Annotated in this window: 12 protein-coding genes; 4 read left to right on the top strand and 8 right to left on the bottom strand. The window is 36.7% G+C overall.

Features of this window, described 5'->3' with window-relative positions:
- Positions 1-7 precede the first annotated feature (7 nt).
- The 6 genes from ACMAWV_RS02125 to ACMAWV_RS02100 all read right to left on the bottom strand — a co-directional run bounded on the left by ACMAWV_RS02125 (position 8) and on the right by ACMAWV_RS02100 (position 8,447).
- Positions 8-1,087, bottom strand: a complete 1,080-nt coding sequence (locus ACMAWV_RS02125) for an AMP nucleosidase (RefSeq protein WP_103219285.1) — start codon at positions 1,085-1,087, stop codon at positions 8-10.
- A gap of 318 nt (positions 1,088-1,405) precedes the next feature.
- Positions 1,406-3,409: an ABC transporter substrate-binding protein gene (locus tag ACMAWV_RS02120; RefSeq protein ID WP_412470035.1), complete on the bottom strand. Its 2,004-nt coding sequence runs from the start codon at positions 3,407-3,409 to the stop codon at positions 1,406-1,408.
- A gap of 127 nt (positions 3,410-3,536) precedes the next feature.
- Complete coding sequence (gene dnaJ, locus ACMAWV_RS02115; protein WP_103219283.1) at positions 3,537-4,682, bottom strand: molecular chaperone DnaJ; 1,146 nt, start codon at positions 4,680-4,682, stop codon at positions 3,537-3,539.
- A 63-nt stretch (positions 4,683-4,745) separates the two neighbouring features.
- On the bottom strand, positions 4,746-6,662 hold the full coding sequence (gene dnaK / locus ACMAWV_RS02110) for a molecular chaperone DnaK (RefSeq protein ID WP_103219282.1): 1,917 nt from the start codon (positions 6,660-6,662) through the stop codon (positions 4,746-4,748).
- 19 nt (positions 6,663-6,681) lie between these two features.
- The gene (gene grpE / locus ACMAWV_RS02105) at positions 6,682-7,239 is read right to left on the bottom strand and encodes a nucleotide exchange factor GrpE (RefSeq protein WP_103219281.1); all 558 of its coding nucleotides are present in this window, start codon (positions 7,237-7,239) and stop codon (positions 6,682-6,684) included.
- A 107-nt stretch (positions 7,240-7,346) separates the two neighbouring features.
- A complete protein-coding gene (locus ACMAWV_RS02100; protein WP_392990477.1) occupies positions 7,347-8,447 on the bottom strand; it encodes a coproporphyrinogen-III oxidase family protein in 1,101 nt (366 codons plus the stop codon).
- 60 nt (positions 8,448-8,507) lie between these two features.
- Here ACMAWV_RS02100 and ACMAWV_RS02095 point away from each other — a divergent pair, with 60 nt between their 5' ends.
- Positions 8,508-11,093: a M16 family metallopeptidase gene (locus ACMAWV_RS02095; RefSeq protein WP_103219279.1), complete on the top strand. Its 2,586-nt coding sequence runs from the start codon at positions 8,508-8,510 to the stop codon at positions 11,091-11,093.
- Here the strand turns inward: ACMAWV_RS02095 and ACMAWV_RS02090 are convergent.
- Positions 11,077-11,607: a hypothetical protein gene (locus ACMAWV_RS02090; RefSeq protein WP_103219278.1), complete on the bottom strand. Its 531-nt coding sequence runs from the start codon at positions 11,605-11,607 to the stop codon at positions 11,077-11,079. The two genes, ACMAWV_RS02095 and ACMAWV_RS02090, sit on opposite strands and share 17 nt — an antisense overlap.
- 91 nt (positions 11,608-11,698) lie before the next feature.
- Here ACMAWV_RS02090 and ACMAWV_RS02085 point away from each other — a divergent pair, with 91 nt between their 5' ends.
- Genes ACMAWV_RS02085 through meaB form a run of 3 tightly spaced genes read left to right on the top strand, consistent with a single transcriptional unit; the run spans position 11,699 to position 15,444 of the window.
- A complete protein-coding gene (locus ACMAWV_RS02085) occupies positions 11,699-12,346 on the top strand; it encodes an HAD family hydrolase (RefSeq protein ID WP_412470036.1) in 648 nt (215 codons plus the stop codon).
- On the top strand, positions 12,347-14,485 hold the full coding sequence (gene scpA / locus ACMAWV_RS02080) for a methylmalonyl-CoA mutase (RefSeq protein ID WP_103219276.1): 2,139 nt from the start codon (positions 12,347-12,349) through the stop codon (positions 14,483-14,485).
- Positions 14,485-15,444 (top strand): methylmalonyl Co-A mutase-associated GTPase MeaB, encoded by a 960-nt coding sequence (gene meaB / locus ACMAWV_RS02075; RefSeq protein ID WP_103219275.1) that lies wholly within the window; start codon positions 14,485-14,487, stop codon positions 15,442-15,444. Before scpA ends, meaB begins: the two co-directional genes overlap by 1 nt.
- Here the strand turns inward: meaB and ACMAWV_RS02070 are convergent.
- Positions 15,430-15,732 (bottom strand): hypothetical protein, encoded by a 303-nt coding sequence (locus ACMAWV_RS02070; RefSeq protein WP_103219274.1) that lies wholly within the window; start codon positions 15,730-15,732, stop codon positions 15,430-15,432. The two genes, meaB and ACMAWV_RS02070, sit on opposite strands and share 15 nt — an antisense overlap.
- Positions 15,733-15,736: the final 4 nt, after the last annotated feature.

Raw genomic sequence — 15,736 nt, 5'->3', positions numbered from 1 at the left:
TAAAATTTTACCAATGATAGTGTCTGATATTCTCACCACGCTCAGCAATGTCTGCCATAGCTTCAATCCCTAATTCGATGTGAATATCTGTATATTTCTTGAAGACAGACTTTGCAGACTTCTTCGTTTTAATACCATCCTTAGTCATTGGACAATCAGAGATTAAAAGTAATGCTCCGATATTTACCTTACTCACAAAGCAAGAAACAAAAAGTGCCGCTGTTTCCATTTCAACTGCAAGTACCCTTTGTTCGATTAAACGCTCTTTAAAACGATCATCAAATTCCCAGAATCGGTAATCTGTAGAGTGGATCGTTCCAGTACGGTAATCATGCCCATGCTCTAATAATATTTGAGAAACAAATTTTTGTACTTTAAATGTTGGAAGGGCAGGAACTTCCCTAGGAAGAAAGTGCTCAGTAACACCTTCTGCTCTAATTGAAGCGATAGGAAGAACGAAGTCACCCACTTTTAACGATGGATGAACAGCACCTGCAAGTCCTAAGAATAGTACTGCTTTAGGATGAATTACTGAAATTAGCTCACCGATAAGCGCGGCCATGGCAGCACCAACACCAAACTCAATAATCGTTACTTTTGCTTTCTTAGAACTTGAAGCTTTAAAAGCTGAACCTTGAGTATAAACATGGTCATCTAACAATGCGTTGAATCTCTCAACATAGTAATGGAAGTTAGTAAGAATAATTTGTTGTTGGAAGTCCCTAAAGTCGTGACCCGTGTAGCGCTCAATCATATCAATTGCAATCTTGCGCTTATCTTCATTCCAGTGAATACGGCGTGCTCTTAAAGCAGCCTTTTTCATTTCAAGGTTAGCACCTAGCTCTGGAGATTTAGATTTATTATTTAGTGAAAGTTCATCAACAAATGCAGTTGATAAGCTTGCATGAGAAGCCGAGCTTGTCTTACGTAAAGAATTTTTCTTTGTCGCTTTCTTTGCAACTTTCTTCACTGACTGCTTTGCAGCTTTCTTGCTGGCCTTCTTTTTAGTTACTTTTTTTGTAATTTTTTTCGTCGTTTTGCTCGCAGCTTTCTTCTTAGCTGCTACTTTTTTCTTTGCAGCGCACATTCCATTATACCTTTTGATTAGCAATCCGTTTGCTTATATATGTAAAATGTACCATTTAGCTCATTTTATTGACAACCATTAATAACAGATTAAACACCGCGCATACCTATAAATATGACTTGGCCCTTGTCAAATTCGATATTTTTTTCTAGTATAACGAGACTATTTTCTAACACTACGCAAAAGGAAAGATTATGGGTGCAGGTAGAAAGAAAACTATTGCTAAAATGAGTAAGAGAAAAGCTCAACTTAAGAAAAAAGCAAGAATTTTACGCAGAATCAACGCTGCTAAGAAGTAATATAACTGGCGCTTAAGCGTCAGTTACTTACTTCCTCTTCAACTGATTTTTCATTCGGTTTTTCACTAGTCAAATTCACTTTATTTAAGCGACCACGGTATAAGCTCATGAGATTCATGTCCTTCATCCACACGTCGTCTTCTAATCTCCAAGAACCAGTAATACCAGCAACTTTCTTAGCATCAACTAACGTTTTCTCCAGTTCATCGCGGCTTGTAAAATCACCTAACGATAGAACATTCGCTGCTAGTGCCATACCTTCAAAACCAAGAATTTCAACAACACCTGGACGTTGGCCATAGCGTGACTGATAACTTGATACAAATCCAGAATCACCTTTTGGTACTTCTGAGTCGACAAAGAATAGTTTTCCAAGCTTAGAAGTTTCTCTAGAGATTCTTCTAGAGCGCCAATTAGGTCCACCAACTAAAGTTACATTAAACGCATCATAGTAATTAAAAGACGGGATTAACTGTAGAGCATCATTTGGTGCCGCTGGAAGTAGAACCCAATCGAAGTCCACAATTGGACCAAGTGTTTGTACTCGTCTAATTGATGTATTGCCTTCTAATTTATGAACAGACTTTAGAAGTTCAAACTCCTCTTGTCTTTCACGTGTAAAGTATAGACCAAGAATTTTTGCTACTGTTGATCTGTGGTCAGTCTGATTAGTATCAAATGATTGAATACTAACAATTTCAGCACCTGCTTTTTCGGCCATCTTCCATGCCGAATCAACATATGAATAACCAGTATCTGTATTTGGATAAATGATAGATACTTTGTTACCAAATTTTGATAAGTACTTTTCAGAGAATAATAAAGAAACTTGTGATTCTACAGAACCAGGAACTTCAATTAGAAGGTGGCCTTTATCATCTTTACTCGCATAGATTTGAGAAAGAGAAATAAAGAATGCACCATACTTTCTCGCAGCTTCATATTCTGCTTTAGCTTCATCTTTTAAAAGTCCACCGATAATAATTGAAGAGTTCTCTCTTTCAATCATCTCACGAACCTTTTCCTTACCTACAATTGCACTTCCCATACTATCAAAGATTTTAATTTGAATAGGTTGAAAATTTGGTTTCTTAGCATTCTGTTCGTTATACTTTCTAACAGCGTGATCGATACCTGCTAGTGCTCTTTTACCAAATTTACTTTTATCTCCAGTAAGAGGAAGAACAACACCAATTGAGCGAAGGTTAATTTTGCTATATTTCTTAAGGTTTTCAAAACGTGCCATTACAAGAGCAATGACTTCAGGAAACATATTGTAGTTAGACTTAACCCAGTCTCCAACTTCTTGTGCCTTTCCCTTATTTCCTTGATTGATAAGTTGCTCAATTTCTAAATAAGAAAGATAAGCACAAACAAAATCTTTTCCTTGTTTAAAGTCCTGAACTAAACGCACTCGCTCAGCTTGATCCACGATGAAGTATTGTGTAACAAGTTGACCATAGAATTTTTTCTTTTTTAATTCATCCACAGTATTGGCACCAGAATTTAGCCAAAGTAGAGAATCGAGTGCTACTGCTTGAAAATCAAGCTCCTTTGAAACGCGATAACGTAATTTATGAAAATTTTCTAAATCACGATTAAGAAGCCATCTTGAGTCAGTCCCATCAAGAGTTTTGAATGTATTTTCTAGATCTCCTAATTTATAGTAACTGCTTGCTAGATTTAACTTAATTTGAGCATTAAGTTGCCCATCTTCTCCTGAACTATTTAAAGCAAGATTAAATTGAAATATAGCTTGTTCATAGTTTTGATTTGAATAATTAATTACACCAATCAGATTTGTTTTTGTTGCAAGTTCCGCCGGCCTTAACTTTGCATCTTGAATTGCATTAAGTTGTCCTAGCGCTAATTCCTTATTCCCATCAACGAAACTCTTCTTTGCAACATCAAAATCTTTTAAAAACTTTTCTGTATAAAGATGTGAAGTGTCTCGGTTGATCATTTGGATACCACCGCAACTCACAAGTAGTGTGATTAAAATTAGAGAAATATACTTAAACATAGTCGACCTTTTTTAATTTTGTATGGTCTATTTTATTTGAAATATAGATAGATGAAAACAGGAGAAATATTAGGATTTTATAAACATGGGAGACTAATTCACTCAGTCTCCCCTGTATATATTAGAATTAGCTAAATAATTCTTTAACTTTATCGATGAAACCAGTGCTCATTGGATGACACTGCTTACCTTCTAGCTTAGCAAGTTGCTCAAGTAATTCCTTGTGCTCTTTCGAAAGCTTAGTTGGTGTCTCAACATGTACAGTAAGAATTGCATCTCCTTGGCCATAACCACCAAGTTTTTGAATTCCCTTACCTTTTAGTCGCATCTTCTTACCAGATTGAGTTCCAGCAGGAAGATCAACAACAACTTTTCCATCAAGTGTTGGTACTTCAACTTCAGCACCTAAAGCTGCTTGAGAGAAGCTGATTGGTACAGTGTAGTGAACATTAAAACCTTCACGTTTAAAGATTTCATGTTCTTTTACATCAACAACTATATAAAGATCACCATTTGGTCCACCTTGAGCACCAGCATCACCTTCCCCAGAAAGCTTTAGACGCTGACCATGGTCGATACCAGCAGGGATTGTAACCTCTAGTTCAACTTTCTTCTTCTTACGTCCTTGTCCGTGACAAGTTCCACAAGGATCTTTGATCATTGTTCCAGAACCCTGACATTTTGGACAAGTCGAAGCAACAGTGAAGAATCCTTGTTGACGACGAACTTCACCTGCCCCGTGACACATATCACATGTAGTCGGTTCAGATCCTGCTTTTGCACCTGAGCCTGAACAAGTTTCACAAGTAGTTTCTTTATTGATAGAGACTTTCTTTTTGGCGCCAAATGCTGCTTCCTCGAATGTCACACTTACCGTCATTTGAAGGTCATTTCCAGGAATTCCAGAACGACGTCTTCCACCACGACGGCCGCGTCCTCCGCCACCCATCATGTCACCGAAAATATCACCAAAGATATCTCCTAGATCGCCAAAGTCACCGAATCCACCTTGGAAACCACCACCGCCAAAGCCACCAGCTTGACCATTTACCCCAGCATGTCCAAATTGGTCATAACGCTGACGTTTTCCATCATCTAGTAATACCTCTGCAGCTTCAGAAGCTTCTTTAAATTTTGCTTCCGCTTCTTTGTTGTCAGGGTTGCGGTCAGGGTGATATTTCATGGCCATCTTACGATAAGCTTTTTTAATTTCAGCCTTATCAGCACCTTTTGCTACGCCTAGAATATCGTAATAATCTCTTTTATCACTCATATTTAAAATTCTCTATTAACGAACAAAGGGAGCACAGGGCTCCCTTCAATTCTATATTTCTAATTAAACTTCTTTAAAGTCAGCATCAACAACATCGTCGTCTTGCTTGTTCGCACCAGCGTTTGCTCCTGCATCACCTTCTGGTCCAGCTTGCTGTGCACCTGCTTCAGCACCTGGCTGTTGATACATTTGTTGAGCAATTGCATGAGAAGCATTAGTTAGAGCTTCCTGAGCTGCTTTTAACTCATCAAGATTCTCAGACTGAAGCTTGCCTTTAGCTTCATTAATTGCTGCTTCTAACTTAGACTTATCGTCTTCAGAGATTTTATCAGCACTGTCTTTGATCATTTTTTCACAGCTTAAGATAAGTGCATCTAGATTGTTTCTTGTATCAACGATCTCACGTGCTTTCTTATCAGCTTCTTTATTAGCTTCAGCTTCTTGTACCATTCTTTCAATTTCTTCATCTGAAAGACCTGAACCAGCAGTAATCTTAATCTCTTGAGATTTACCAGTAGCTTTGTCTACAGCAGAAACGTGAACAATACCGTTAGCATCAATATCAAAAGTAACTTCGATCTGTGGAACACCTCTTGGAGCTGGTGCAATTCCACTTAGGTCAAAACGTCCTAGTGACTTATTATCTTTAGCAAATTCACGCTCACCTTGGCATACGTGAATTGTAACAGCTGGTTGGTTGTCTACAGCAGTTGAGAAAGTTTGTGACTTCTTCGAAGGAATAGTCGTGTTCTTCTCAATAAGTGGAGTCATTACACCACCCAGAGTCTCAATCCCTAGAGTTAGTGGAGTTACGTCTAGTAGTAGTACGTCTTTTACGTCACCAGCTAGTACACCACCTTGGATAGCAGCACCTGCAGCTACAACTTCATCAGGGTTAACACCTTTTGAAGCTTCTTTACCAAAGATTTCTTTTACTCTTTCTTGAACAGCTGGAATACGAGTCGAACCACCAACAAGGATTACCTCATCAATTTCACTCTTCTCAAGACCAGAGTCTTCAAGACAAGTTAAACATGGCTTAGCAAGAGCAGTTAAGTGGTCAGCAATTAAAGCCTCAAACTTAGCTCTTGATAAGTTTACGTTTAAGTGTTTTGGACCAGAAGCATCTGCAGTGATAAATGGAAGGTTAACATCTGTTGAGTTAACGTTCGATAGCTCATGCTTAGCTTTTTCAGCAGCTTCTTTTAATCTTTGAAGTGCCATTTGGTCTTTTCTTAAATCAATTCCGTCTGACTTTAAAAATTCATCAGCTAGAAAGTTAATGATATTTTCATCAAAGTTTTCACCACCAAGGAATGTATCACCATTAGTTGCTTTTACTTCGAATACACCGTCTGAAGTAATCTCTAGAATTGAGATATCGAAAGTACCACCACCAAGGTCAAATACTGCAATGTTTTTATCTTGCTTAGATTCTAGTCCGTAAGCAAGTGCTGCAGCAGTTGGCTCGTTGATAATTCTTTTTACTTCAAGCCCAGCAATTTTACCTGCATCTTTAGTTGCTTGTCTTTGAGAGTCGTTAAAATATGCTGGAACTGTAATTACAGCTTCAGTCACTGTCTCACCTAAGTAATCTTCCGCCGCTTTCTTCAGTTTTTGAAGAACCTTCGCAGAAATTTCTTGAGGAGACATTGCTTTACCGTCTACTTTTACCCACGCATCACCATTATCATTTGCATAAATTTCAAATGGAGCTACGTCAGCGAATGACTTTGCTTCTGGAGTATCAAATTTACGACCAATAAGTCTTTTGATCCCGTAAAGTGTCTTTGAAGGGTTAGTTACAGCTTGTCTTTTTGCAACTTGGCCAACCAGAGTTTCACCGTTGTTTGCAAAACCAATAACAGATGGAGTTGTATTGTGTCCTTCTGCGTTTGCTACGATTTTGTATTTTCCGTTCTCAAGAACAGAAACACATGAGTTAGTTGTACCTAAGTCGATTCCAATAATTTTTCCCATTATAATCTCCTTTATATAATTAGTTTTTTGCTACTACTACTTTTGCTGCTCTAATCACTCTACCATTTAGTGAGTAACCATTTTGATATGTTTGTACGATCTCTTGATCTTCTTTTCCTTCTGCTGGCATTTGTGCCATTGCTTCGTGAAAGTGTGGATCGAAAATCTTACCTTCTGTTTCAATCTTTTCTAAGCCATTCGTCTTAAGTGTTTCAAGGAATTGGTTTTTAACCATATCTACACCTGTGTAAATATTTTTAACCTTTTCATCTTCGTCACTTGAAATCGCTTGAAGGGTTCTTTCTAGGTTATCAACAACATCTAAAAGACCCATCATTACTTTCTCAGTTCCAAATTTAATTTGATCCTGTAGTTGTTTCTCGTGGCGTCTTTTTAGATTTTCCATCTCAGCCGCTACGTAATAAAATTTATCCTTAAATTCCATTAGCTCTTTCATTTCTTCAGAAACTTCATTTTCAGTTTCAATTTCTTCAACTTGAGAAGCTTCCTGAGTTTCTTCATTAGTCTCAGGTCCTAATTCTTTTTCATTTTCTTCATTAACGTGAGTTTCAGACATTACAACTACCTCTTTAAATTTATCTCTAACCTAAAGATGGTAGCCTTTGGCCCAGTGTCAACGTTGAGCAATAATTTTTTTTCGAATTGTTTTATAAGTACCTGAAACTACTTAGAAATTTTAAAGATTTCATCTATTATTGTATCTAAGATAAGAAAGCCGCGGGACGTTAAATAAAAGTGATCACGTCCGGCCATCGCTAATCCACGTGATTTCAAAGATTGAACCAGCTCGCTCAAGTCACCCCAATAAGAATCTTTAATCGGAAATCCAACGCTAGATCGAAGATTCATATAGAGTCTCTCAATTTGAAACTCATCTTCACTTAAATTTTCTTCAACGACATCGGCACCCTTGGTCTTCCACTTGTAGCGATAGCGATTGTTTTTAAGATAACCAGTGGCAGAAGGGCCTATTGCTGCAACGGACTCCATTCTCCAGTAATTAAGATTATGAATTGAAGCCTTGTTCTCTTTAGCAAAATTTGAAACTTCATAGTGCTTGAAACCATTTATAGCAAGGAAGTTAGCAACTTTAATATATTCATCACTTATCCACTCTTCATCCGGTAACTCATCGTAGTGCTTATAATGTTTTGGAACAGTTAGGATATAAAGACTAATATGACTCGGATTATAAGTAAGAATCTCAGTTAGCTCAGCAATAATATCACGATTATACTTCTGAGAAAAAGGTAGACCAATCATAAAGTCTACAGAGAAATTATAATTACCTTTATTAAAATACTTTAATGTTTCATGGACATCATCAATATTGTGGACGCGATCAATGATCTTAAGAAAATTTGGGTTTAATGATTGGACACCTAAAGAGTAGCGATTCGCTCCGATACTTCTCCAACTACTTAATGTCTCTTCAGTCCAGGCCCCTGGATTTACTTCAAGAGTAAACTCACAATCCTCTTTCAAAGAAATATTATTGTCTCTTAACCAATCCCTTAAGAAATATGCACCTCGGCTGCCCCATAAACTCGGTGTTCCTCCACCAATATAGAGAGTCTCTAGCTCCTTAAGAGTGGCCCTATGACTATCTAGAATAGTACTGTGCTTTGCAGACATATCTGCAAAGAGCCTTTCGAAATCATCGAGCTGTCCGTCGTTTTCTTTAATTGACTTAAAAAAGTCACAATAGTTACAAAGATGACGACAGAACGGGAAATGGATATATAACGACTTTATTTCTTCCATATTATTTTTTTGTAACCCAGACTATAATTAACAAATACCTAAAATTAAAAGGCAATGTAAATGAAATATGAAATAGAAAAGTTAAATAATGGTTTGGAAGTCATTTTTGTTGATGTTCCAGGAAATACAAGTGCATCTGTACAGATATGGTTCAGAGCAGGCTCAACTCTAGAAGATGAGTCTAACTTTGGAATTGCACACTTTCTTGAGCACATGTTTTTTAAAGGAACACAAAAAAGACCAGGGGCCAAGATTGCTCACGATGTAGAGTCATTTGGAGGCGAAGTAAACGCATTCACTTCTTTTGATTACACTTGCTATTATATAAATTCACCAATCGCCTACTTTAATACATCAATTGATATCATTATGGATATGGTATCTAACCCAATGTTTAAACAAGAAGATCTAGTGCCTGAAAGAGAAGTGGTTTTTGAAGAATATCGTAGAAGCCAAGACAACCCAGGCCAATACTCATTTCAAAGAATTCAAGAAATGTCTTTTAACGGTGGTTACGCTCACCCCATCCTTGGAAATGAAAAAACAATTAAAAACTTCACTCGTAATCAGTTAATTGATTTTAGAAACAATCACTATAATAATGCTAACGCATTCTTAGTTGTTGCAGGTGACTTAAAAGAAAAAAAGAAATACATAAAGACAATTGAAGGTTATGAACTACCAAAAGGTAAACGATCTGAAAGACCTTCATTTTCTCTTCACAAAAAATCAACGATTGAGATTCATAAAAAAGACGTACGTATGTGCCAATTAACAATGGCCATCGAATGTCCACCGATGAAATCAGACAGTGCAGCAGGTGAAGACCTCGCCTACAATGCTCTAGGTTATGGAGAGACGTCACCTCTTTATAAAAATCTTGTTTTAAATAATACGATAGCAAATAATTGTACATCTTCTTCAATGTTCTTTGCTGACGGTGGTATTCACTTTTTAAGAATCAACTTCCCAAAAGAGAATTATCAAAAAGTCATGCATGAGCTAGAAAAAACGATAACAGAAGCGACTACTGTTGGACTTAAAGAAAATGATATTAAAAAGATCAAAAACCAATATGTAGCAGCTAAAATCTATGAAAAAGAATCTCTTGAATCTTATGCTTTTTCTCTAGGTAGTAGTTACGCTGGAGCAAAGGATCTTGAGATCGAGCAAGAATTTATCAACAAGATTAAAAAAACTAGTCTGAAAGAAGTAAATAAGAAGTACTCTGATATTTTTGGACGCTCACTTCATCTAAGTCTTCAAATTCCAAATGAATTAAAGCCGCAAGAGTTCAAACCAAAACTTGTGGAGTTTAAGAATAAAATTGCGAAACTTAAAAAGAATACGAAAGAGCAAGCCATTAAGGCCACTAAGTCTAAGCATGATCCAGCAACTCAAATTGTTGAAATCAAGCCAGGAATTAAACTTCTTTATCGTTATAATGCAATTACACCTACGTTTGTCATGCATGCTTACCTCAAAGGTGGCCTAGTTGATGAAACAATAAAGACAAACGGATTATACAGCCTAATGAGTTCACAACTTACAAAAGGCTATAAAGGTCTAAGCTACGAAAAGCTAAAATTAGATCTTGATAATAAATCAACGATGTTTAACAGCTTCTCTGGAAAGAATGCATACGGAATGACGATGCATGGTCAAAGTGAATACTTTTCAGACCTATCTAAGCACTTTTTCAAGTCACTAATTCACCCTACTTTTCAAGCAAAGTTTATTGCGCATGAAAAGAAGTTAATCTTTAGAACTATTGAAGCCAATAAAGCGGACCCGACAAGGCACTGCTTTAATGAAGCTACTAACTTATTATTTAAAGGACATTCATATGCCCTTTCAACTATTGGAACAGAAAAATCTGTTAAAGCGCTAAAGAAAGAAGATCTAGCGAAAGTTCATGAGAAAAACTTAAGAACAAAAGAAATGCTTATCACTTTTTGTGGTGATCTTTCTTTAGATGAAGTTAAAGAGAAAGTTGAATTTTACTTTAAAGATTTAAAACCTAGAAAAGATAAGAAGAAAGAAGCAAAAAAAGTTGTTCCTATTAAAACAGTTGAAACACATATCGATTTTGATCGCGAACAAACACAAATTCTAATTGCTACTCAAACAAAGAAACTTACGGCCAAAGAAAATGTTGTTTTCAAAATGTTAACAACTCATTTATCTGGTCAATCTTCTGAGTTATTTGTTGATGTTAGAGATCGCAAAGGATTATGTTACGTTGCTCAACCGATTCATATGAATGCTCTAGAAGCAGGATATTGGGGAATTTACATGGCAAGTGGCCATGATAAAACAGTTGAAGCAATTAACGCTATCAATGCTATTTTATCTAAGTTACAAAAAGAAGGTCTCTCTAAATCTGATTTTGATCGCATTAAAATGATGATTGATGGTCAAAATCAACTTAACCTTCAAGTAAATGACGACTATGCAAATGTTTACTCTGTTCCTGCATTACATGGCCTTGGTGTTGATTACTTCTATAAATCAAATGAAGAAATTAGAAATTTTAAATATGAAGATTTCCAAAAAATTATCAAAAAAGTATTAAAACAAAATTGGATCACAATTACAGTTGGGAAATCACTTAATAATGGTATCCCAACTACGATACATCCTTAGTAAAGAGTAGATACTGCTCTTCATTTAAGTTGCAATCGCTTTGCAGTAAACTCATCAGATTAATGATGTCATAAAACTGCGAAGCGAGATTCTTAAAGAAGCCACTAGAATCATAGAATGTATGTTGATAGTGATCTAGTTTTTGATATGCAGTCTTACCAACCTCACAATAGTAGCCCAAATCAATAATTTTCTCGTTAACCGAATTTGAGAAATAACCACATAAAAATAAAGCTGTGTCAGCGATATCTCTTAATTCTCTTTTCTTTTCTCGCTCATTAAGATGTTCAGCTTGAAGTAGTTTCAACCCAAGAGTTTTCTCTCTTAATCTTCCATCTTTCTGCTCTTCAAAATAGTGCTGGGAAAGACCAAACTTATCCATAACTAATGATGAATAGAAAATAGATAGTTGCGGTAAAGGGTTTTGCCTTCTTAGGTTTATGCGATGCAGTTCATCATAGAAATATGCCTGCAGTGAAGGTTCAAGAGAAATGTTGGTCGTATGCTTTTTCACAATCTCCTCCGTATCTATAAATTATAACTTAATCTCATGACGCAAAACAACAACGAAACAAATTCCTAGGTTTTTATGGTATAAAGTTGGAATGAATATGATCGGAAAAAAGCTCAGTGATTTCAGTACTTTAGACGAAGCTGTTATTGAAGAGATCTTGGCTATTGCAAAAACAAGACCTTATATCTTCTTTGATATGGATGGAACAATATTAAATAGTGAGCCTCTTCACTACGAAGTCGTAAAATCTTTATGCCAAGGAAAGAAAATTCCATCAATGGAGGAAACTTATGGCATGTCCGATGGTGAAGTTTTTCCAATGATCCAAGAGGCATTAGGCCTAAACCACTTAGACGAATATTTGACTAAAAAAAATGAAGCCTTAGTTAAGCTTATTGGCCAGTCTGATGCAAATAATATAAGACATAGAAATATTCATTCACTGCTTAAACGCTTAAAAGACAGTGATATCCGACTTGCACTAGTAACAGCAAGTCAATACGAAGTAACTCATCCAATTTTAAAACATTGTGAACTAGACTGTTACTTTGAAAAAATAATTACAGAAAGAGAAGTAGATAAAACGAAGCCTGATCCTGCACCATATCTATTGGCACAGGATTTTTTTAAAGCTCAAACACACGAATGTCTAATTTTTGAAGACTCACCTACTGGAATTGAAGCCGCTCAAAGAGCAGGTATTGATCACGTAGTTGTAAAGTGGTTTGAAGGAGAATAAATGCCAAATAATTCAAAAGATAATTTAAACACTTGGAAAGAATTAGCTGACAAAGAGACAAGAGGTAAAGGCCCTAAGGTTACTCAAACTCCAGAGGGGATTGAACTTAAATCTCTTTATACAAAAGCTGATCTAGAAAATAATAACCTCGTTGATACAATGCCAGGAATGGATCCGTTTATCAGAGGTCCAAGAGCTACGATGTATACAGGACGTCCATGGACGATTCGCCAGTATGCTGGATTTTCTACAGCAAAAGAATCAAATGATTTTTATAAGAAGGCACTAGCGGCAGGTGGACAAGGTGTTTCAGTTGCATTCGATCTTGCTACTCACAGAGGTTACGATTCAGACCATCCTCGTGTAAAAGGTGATGTTGGTAAAGCAGGTGTTGCAATCGATACAGTTGAAGATATGAAAGTACTCTTTGATGGAATCCCATTAGATAAAGTATCTGTTTCGATGACAATGAATGGTGCTGTATTACCTGTTCTAGCTGGATATATTGTTGCAGCAAAAGAGCAAGGTGTATCTCTTGATCAACTTTCAGGAACAATTCAAAATGATATCTTAAAAGAGTTCATGGTAAGAAATACTTATATATTCCCTCCAGCTCCTTCAATGAAAGTTATCGCAGATATTTTTGAATACACTTCAACTAATATGCCGAAGTTTAACTCAATCTCGATTTCTGGTTACCATATTCAAGAAGCAGGTGCAGATGCTGCCTTAGAGCTAGCTTACACTCTTGCAGATGGAAAAGAGTATATCGACACTGCAATTAAAGCAGGTATGCAGATTGATCAATTCGCGCCAAGACTCTCATTCTTCTTTGGTATTGGAATGAACTTTTACATGGAAATTGCAAAGCTTCGCGCGGCAAGACTTCTATGGTCTGAAATTGTTGAAAGATATGAGCCGAAAAATATTAAATCGAAAATGTTACGTACCCACTGCCAGACTTCTGGTTGGTCATTAACGGAACAGGATCCATATAACAATATTATTCGTACTACAATTGAAGCAATGGCAGCGGTATTCGGTGGTACACAATCTCTTCACACGAACTCTTTTGATGAAGCGATTGCACTTCCAACTGAATTCTCTGCTCGTATTGCTAGAAATACTCAAATCATCCTTCAGGAAGAGACAGGAATTACAAACACTGTTGATCCATGGGGTGGTTCATACATGATGGAAACTCTGACGAAAGAGATTGCAGACAAAGCTCGAAGCTTAATCAAAGAAATTGAGGAAGCTGGTGGCATGGCAAAAGCAATTGAGACAGGTCTTCCAAAACTTAAAATTGAAGAAGCCGCGGCACTTAAGCAAGCACGTATTGATCGCGGTGAAGATGTAATCGTAGGTGTAAACAAGTATAAGCCAACAAAAGAAGATCACGTTGAAGTTCTTGAAATCGATAACGTTCAAGTTCTTAATGAACAAATCAAAAGACTTGAAGAAATTCGTGAATCACGTGATGAAGCGAAAGTTAGTGAATGTATGGCAAAGCTTGAATATTACGCTAAAACTGGAAACGGCAATGGTTTAGAACTTGCTGTTGAGGCAATGGAAGCGCGTTGTAGTGTTGGTGAAATCACTTATGCACTAGAGAAGGAATGGGGACGCTACAATGCAAATACAAAAACTGTTTCAGGTGTTTATGGTAAATCATTTGAAAGCGATGAGGAATGGATGAGCATTAAAAACGAAATTGACCAATTTGAAAGAGACTTTGGACGTCGTCCGAGAATTCTCGTTGCAAAGATGGGGCAAGATGGACATGACCGTGGAGCCAAAGTTGTAGCAACAGCATATGCAGATGTTGGTTTTGACGTTGACCTTTCTCCGCTTTTCTCAACTCCGGAAGAAGTTGCGAAGCAAGCTGTAGAAAACGATGTTCACGTCGTTGGTGCATCTTCACTTGCAGCGGGACACAAAACATTAATTCCAGAACTAATTGCTGAGCTTAAAAAACTTGATGCAGAAGATATCATCGTTGTTGCAGGTGGAGTAATTCCTAGAAAAGACTATGACTTCCTATATGAAGCTGGTGTTAAGGGAATCTATGGACCAGGAACAACAATTGCTGAAGCCGCAAAAGATGTAATTACAAAAATCAAAGAGGCACAAAAGTAATGCAAATTGATATCCAGAAATTAAAAAGTGGAAATATTAGATCACTTTCTAAATTCATCACTTTAATCGAAAGTAAGAAAGCTGAGCATCAAAAAGAAGCTCAGGAGCTCTTAAACGAAATTCTTCCTCTAACTGGAAAATCAATTCGTATCGGTATTTCTGGAACGCCTGGGGTTGGTAAATCTACATTTATTGAATCCCTGGGACTTCTCTTAATTAACAAGGGACTAAAAGTCGCAGTCTTAGCAATTGATCCAAGTTCTCCACTAAGTGGTGGAAGTTTACTTGGTGACAAAACTCGAATGGAGAAACTCGCCCAAGAGAAAAACGCTTTCATTCGCCCTACACCATCATCAGGTAATCTTGGCGGTGTCGCACTAAAGACTAGAGAGGTCATGCTTGCATGTGAAGCTGCTGGCTATGATGTTGTTCTAATCGAAACTGTTGGTGTTGGTCAGTCGGAATACGATGTTGCAAATATTGTGGACTTATTCACAGTACTTCTGCTACCAGGTGGAGGCGATGAACTTCAAGGAATTAAAAAAGGAATTATTGAATTATGTGACAATATTGTCATCAACAAAGCAGATGGCGATAACAAGCAAAAAGCTCACGATACAATGGTACAGTATAAGTCTGCCCTTGGAGTAATCAAAACAGATCGAAAGATTGGTGCCAATGTTATGATGGCATCGGCCCTAGAGAATAAAGGAGTAACTGAGTATTGGGACTTGATTGAAAAGATTTATCAGGAGAATCAGGAAAAAATTCAACTAAAACGTAAAAGACAAAATCAAGATTGGCTTAAGAAACTATTTAATGAACTACTTGAGAACAGAGTTAGAGCTAATCCATCACTTCAATCTGAATGGACTAAGCTCAACGACAATATCTTAAATGAAGTTGAAACACCTCTAAGTGCTGCAAATAAATTAATTCATATTTTATTTAATAATTGAACACTTCATTTTCTTCGTTACACTTTTAGGGCCAACAAGTTTTAACTCTCCTTCCTTACCCTTTAAAATGAATCGAAAACCAAGATAACCTTCAGCCTTAAGCACACCAGTATAGTTTGCCCCAGATTGCTTTACTGAAACATCATAAGTAGATTCTAAAGTTTTAATGACGGCCTTATTTTCATGAACACTAAAAGAATAGCCTTCACCCTGGCAGCTTATATTTGTCGAATTTGCAAAAGCAAAAGATGTAATAAGAGAAATAATAAACAATTTAACTAACTTCATTCAA

The sequence above is a fragment of the Halobacteriovorax sp. RT-1-1 genome (assembly GCF_047085455.1).
Classification (GTDB): Bacteria; Bdellovibrionota; Bacteriovoracia; order Bacteriovoracales; family Bacteriovoracaceae; genus Halobacteriovorax_A.
This window is presented reverse-complemented; position numbering and strand designations above follow the sequence as displayed.

Bases quoted from the DNA above. Each gene is read 5' to 3' on its own strand.
- scpA (WP_103219276.1), top strand. From the start codon at position 12,347: ATGCCAAATAATTCAAAAGATAATTTAAACACTTGGAAAGAATTAGCT.
- grpE (WP_103219281.1), bottom strand. From the start codon at position 7,239: ATGTCTGAAACTCACGTTAATGAAGAAAATGAAAAAGAATTAGGACCT.
- ACMAWV_RS02070 (WP_103219274.1), bottom strand. From the start codon at position 15,732: ATGAAGTTAGTTAAATTGTTTATTATTTCTCTTATTACATCTTTTGCT.
- ACMAWV_RS02100 (WP_392990477.1), bottom strand. From the start codon at position 8,447: ATGGAAGAAATAAAGTCGTTATATATCCATTTCCCGTTCTGTCGTCAT.
- meaB (WP_103219275.1), top strand. From the start codon at position 14,485: ATGCAAATTGATATCCAGAAATTAAAAAGTGGAAATATTAGATCACTT.
- dnaJ (WP_103219283.1), bottom strand. From the start codon at position 4,682: ATGAGTGATAAAAGAGATTATTACGATATTCTAGGCGTAGCAAAAGGT.
- ACMAWV_RS02125 (WP_103219285.1), bottom strand. From the start codon at position 1,087: ATGTGCGCTGCAAAGAAAAAAGTAGCAGCTAAGAAGAAAGCTGCGAGC.
- ACMAWV_RS02085 (WP_412470036.1), top strand. From the start codon at position 11,699: ATGAATATGATCGGAAAAAAGCTCAGTGATTTCAGTACTTTAGACGAA.
- ACMAWV_RS02095 (WP_103219279.1), top strand. From the start codon at position 8,508: ATGAAATATGAAATAGAAAAGTTAAATAATGGTTTGGAAGTCATTTTT.
- ACMAWV_RS02120 (WP_412470035.1), bottom strand. From the start codon at position 3,409: ATGTTTAAGTATATTTCTCTAATTTTAATCACACTACTTGTGAGTTGC.
- dnaK (WP_103219282.1), bottom strand. From the start codon at position 6,662: ATGGGAAAAATTATTGGAATCGACTTAGGTACAACTAACTCATGTGTT.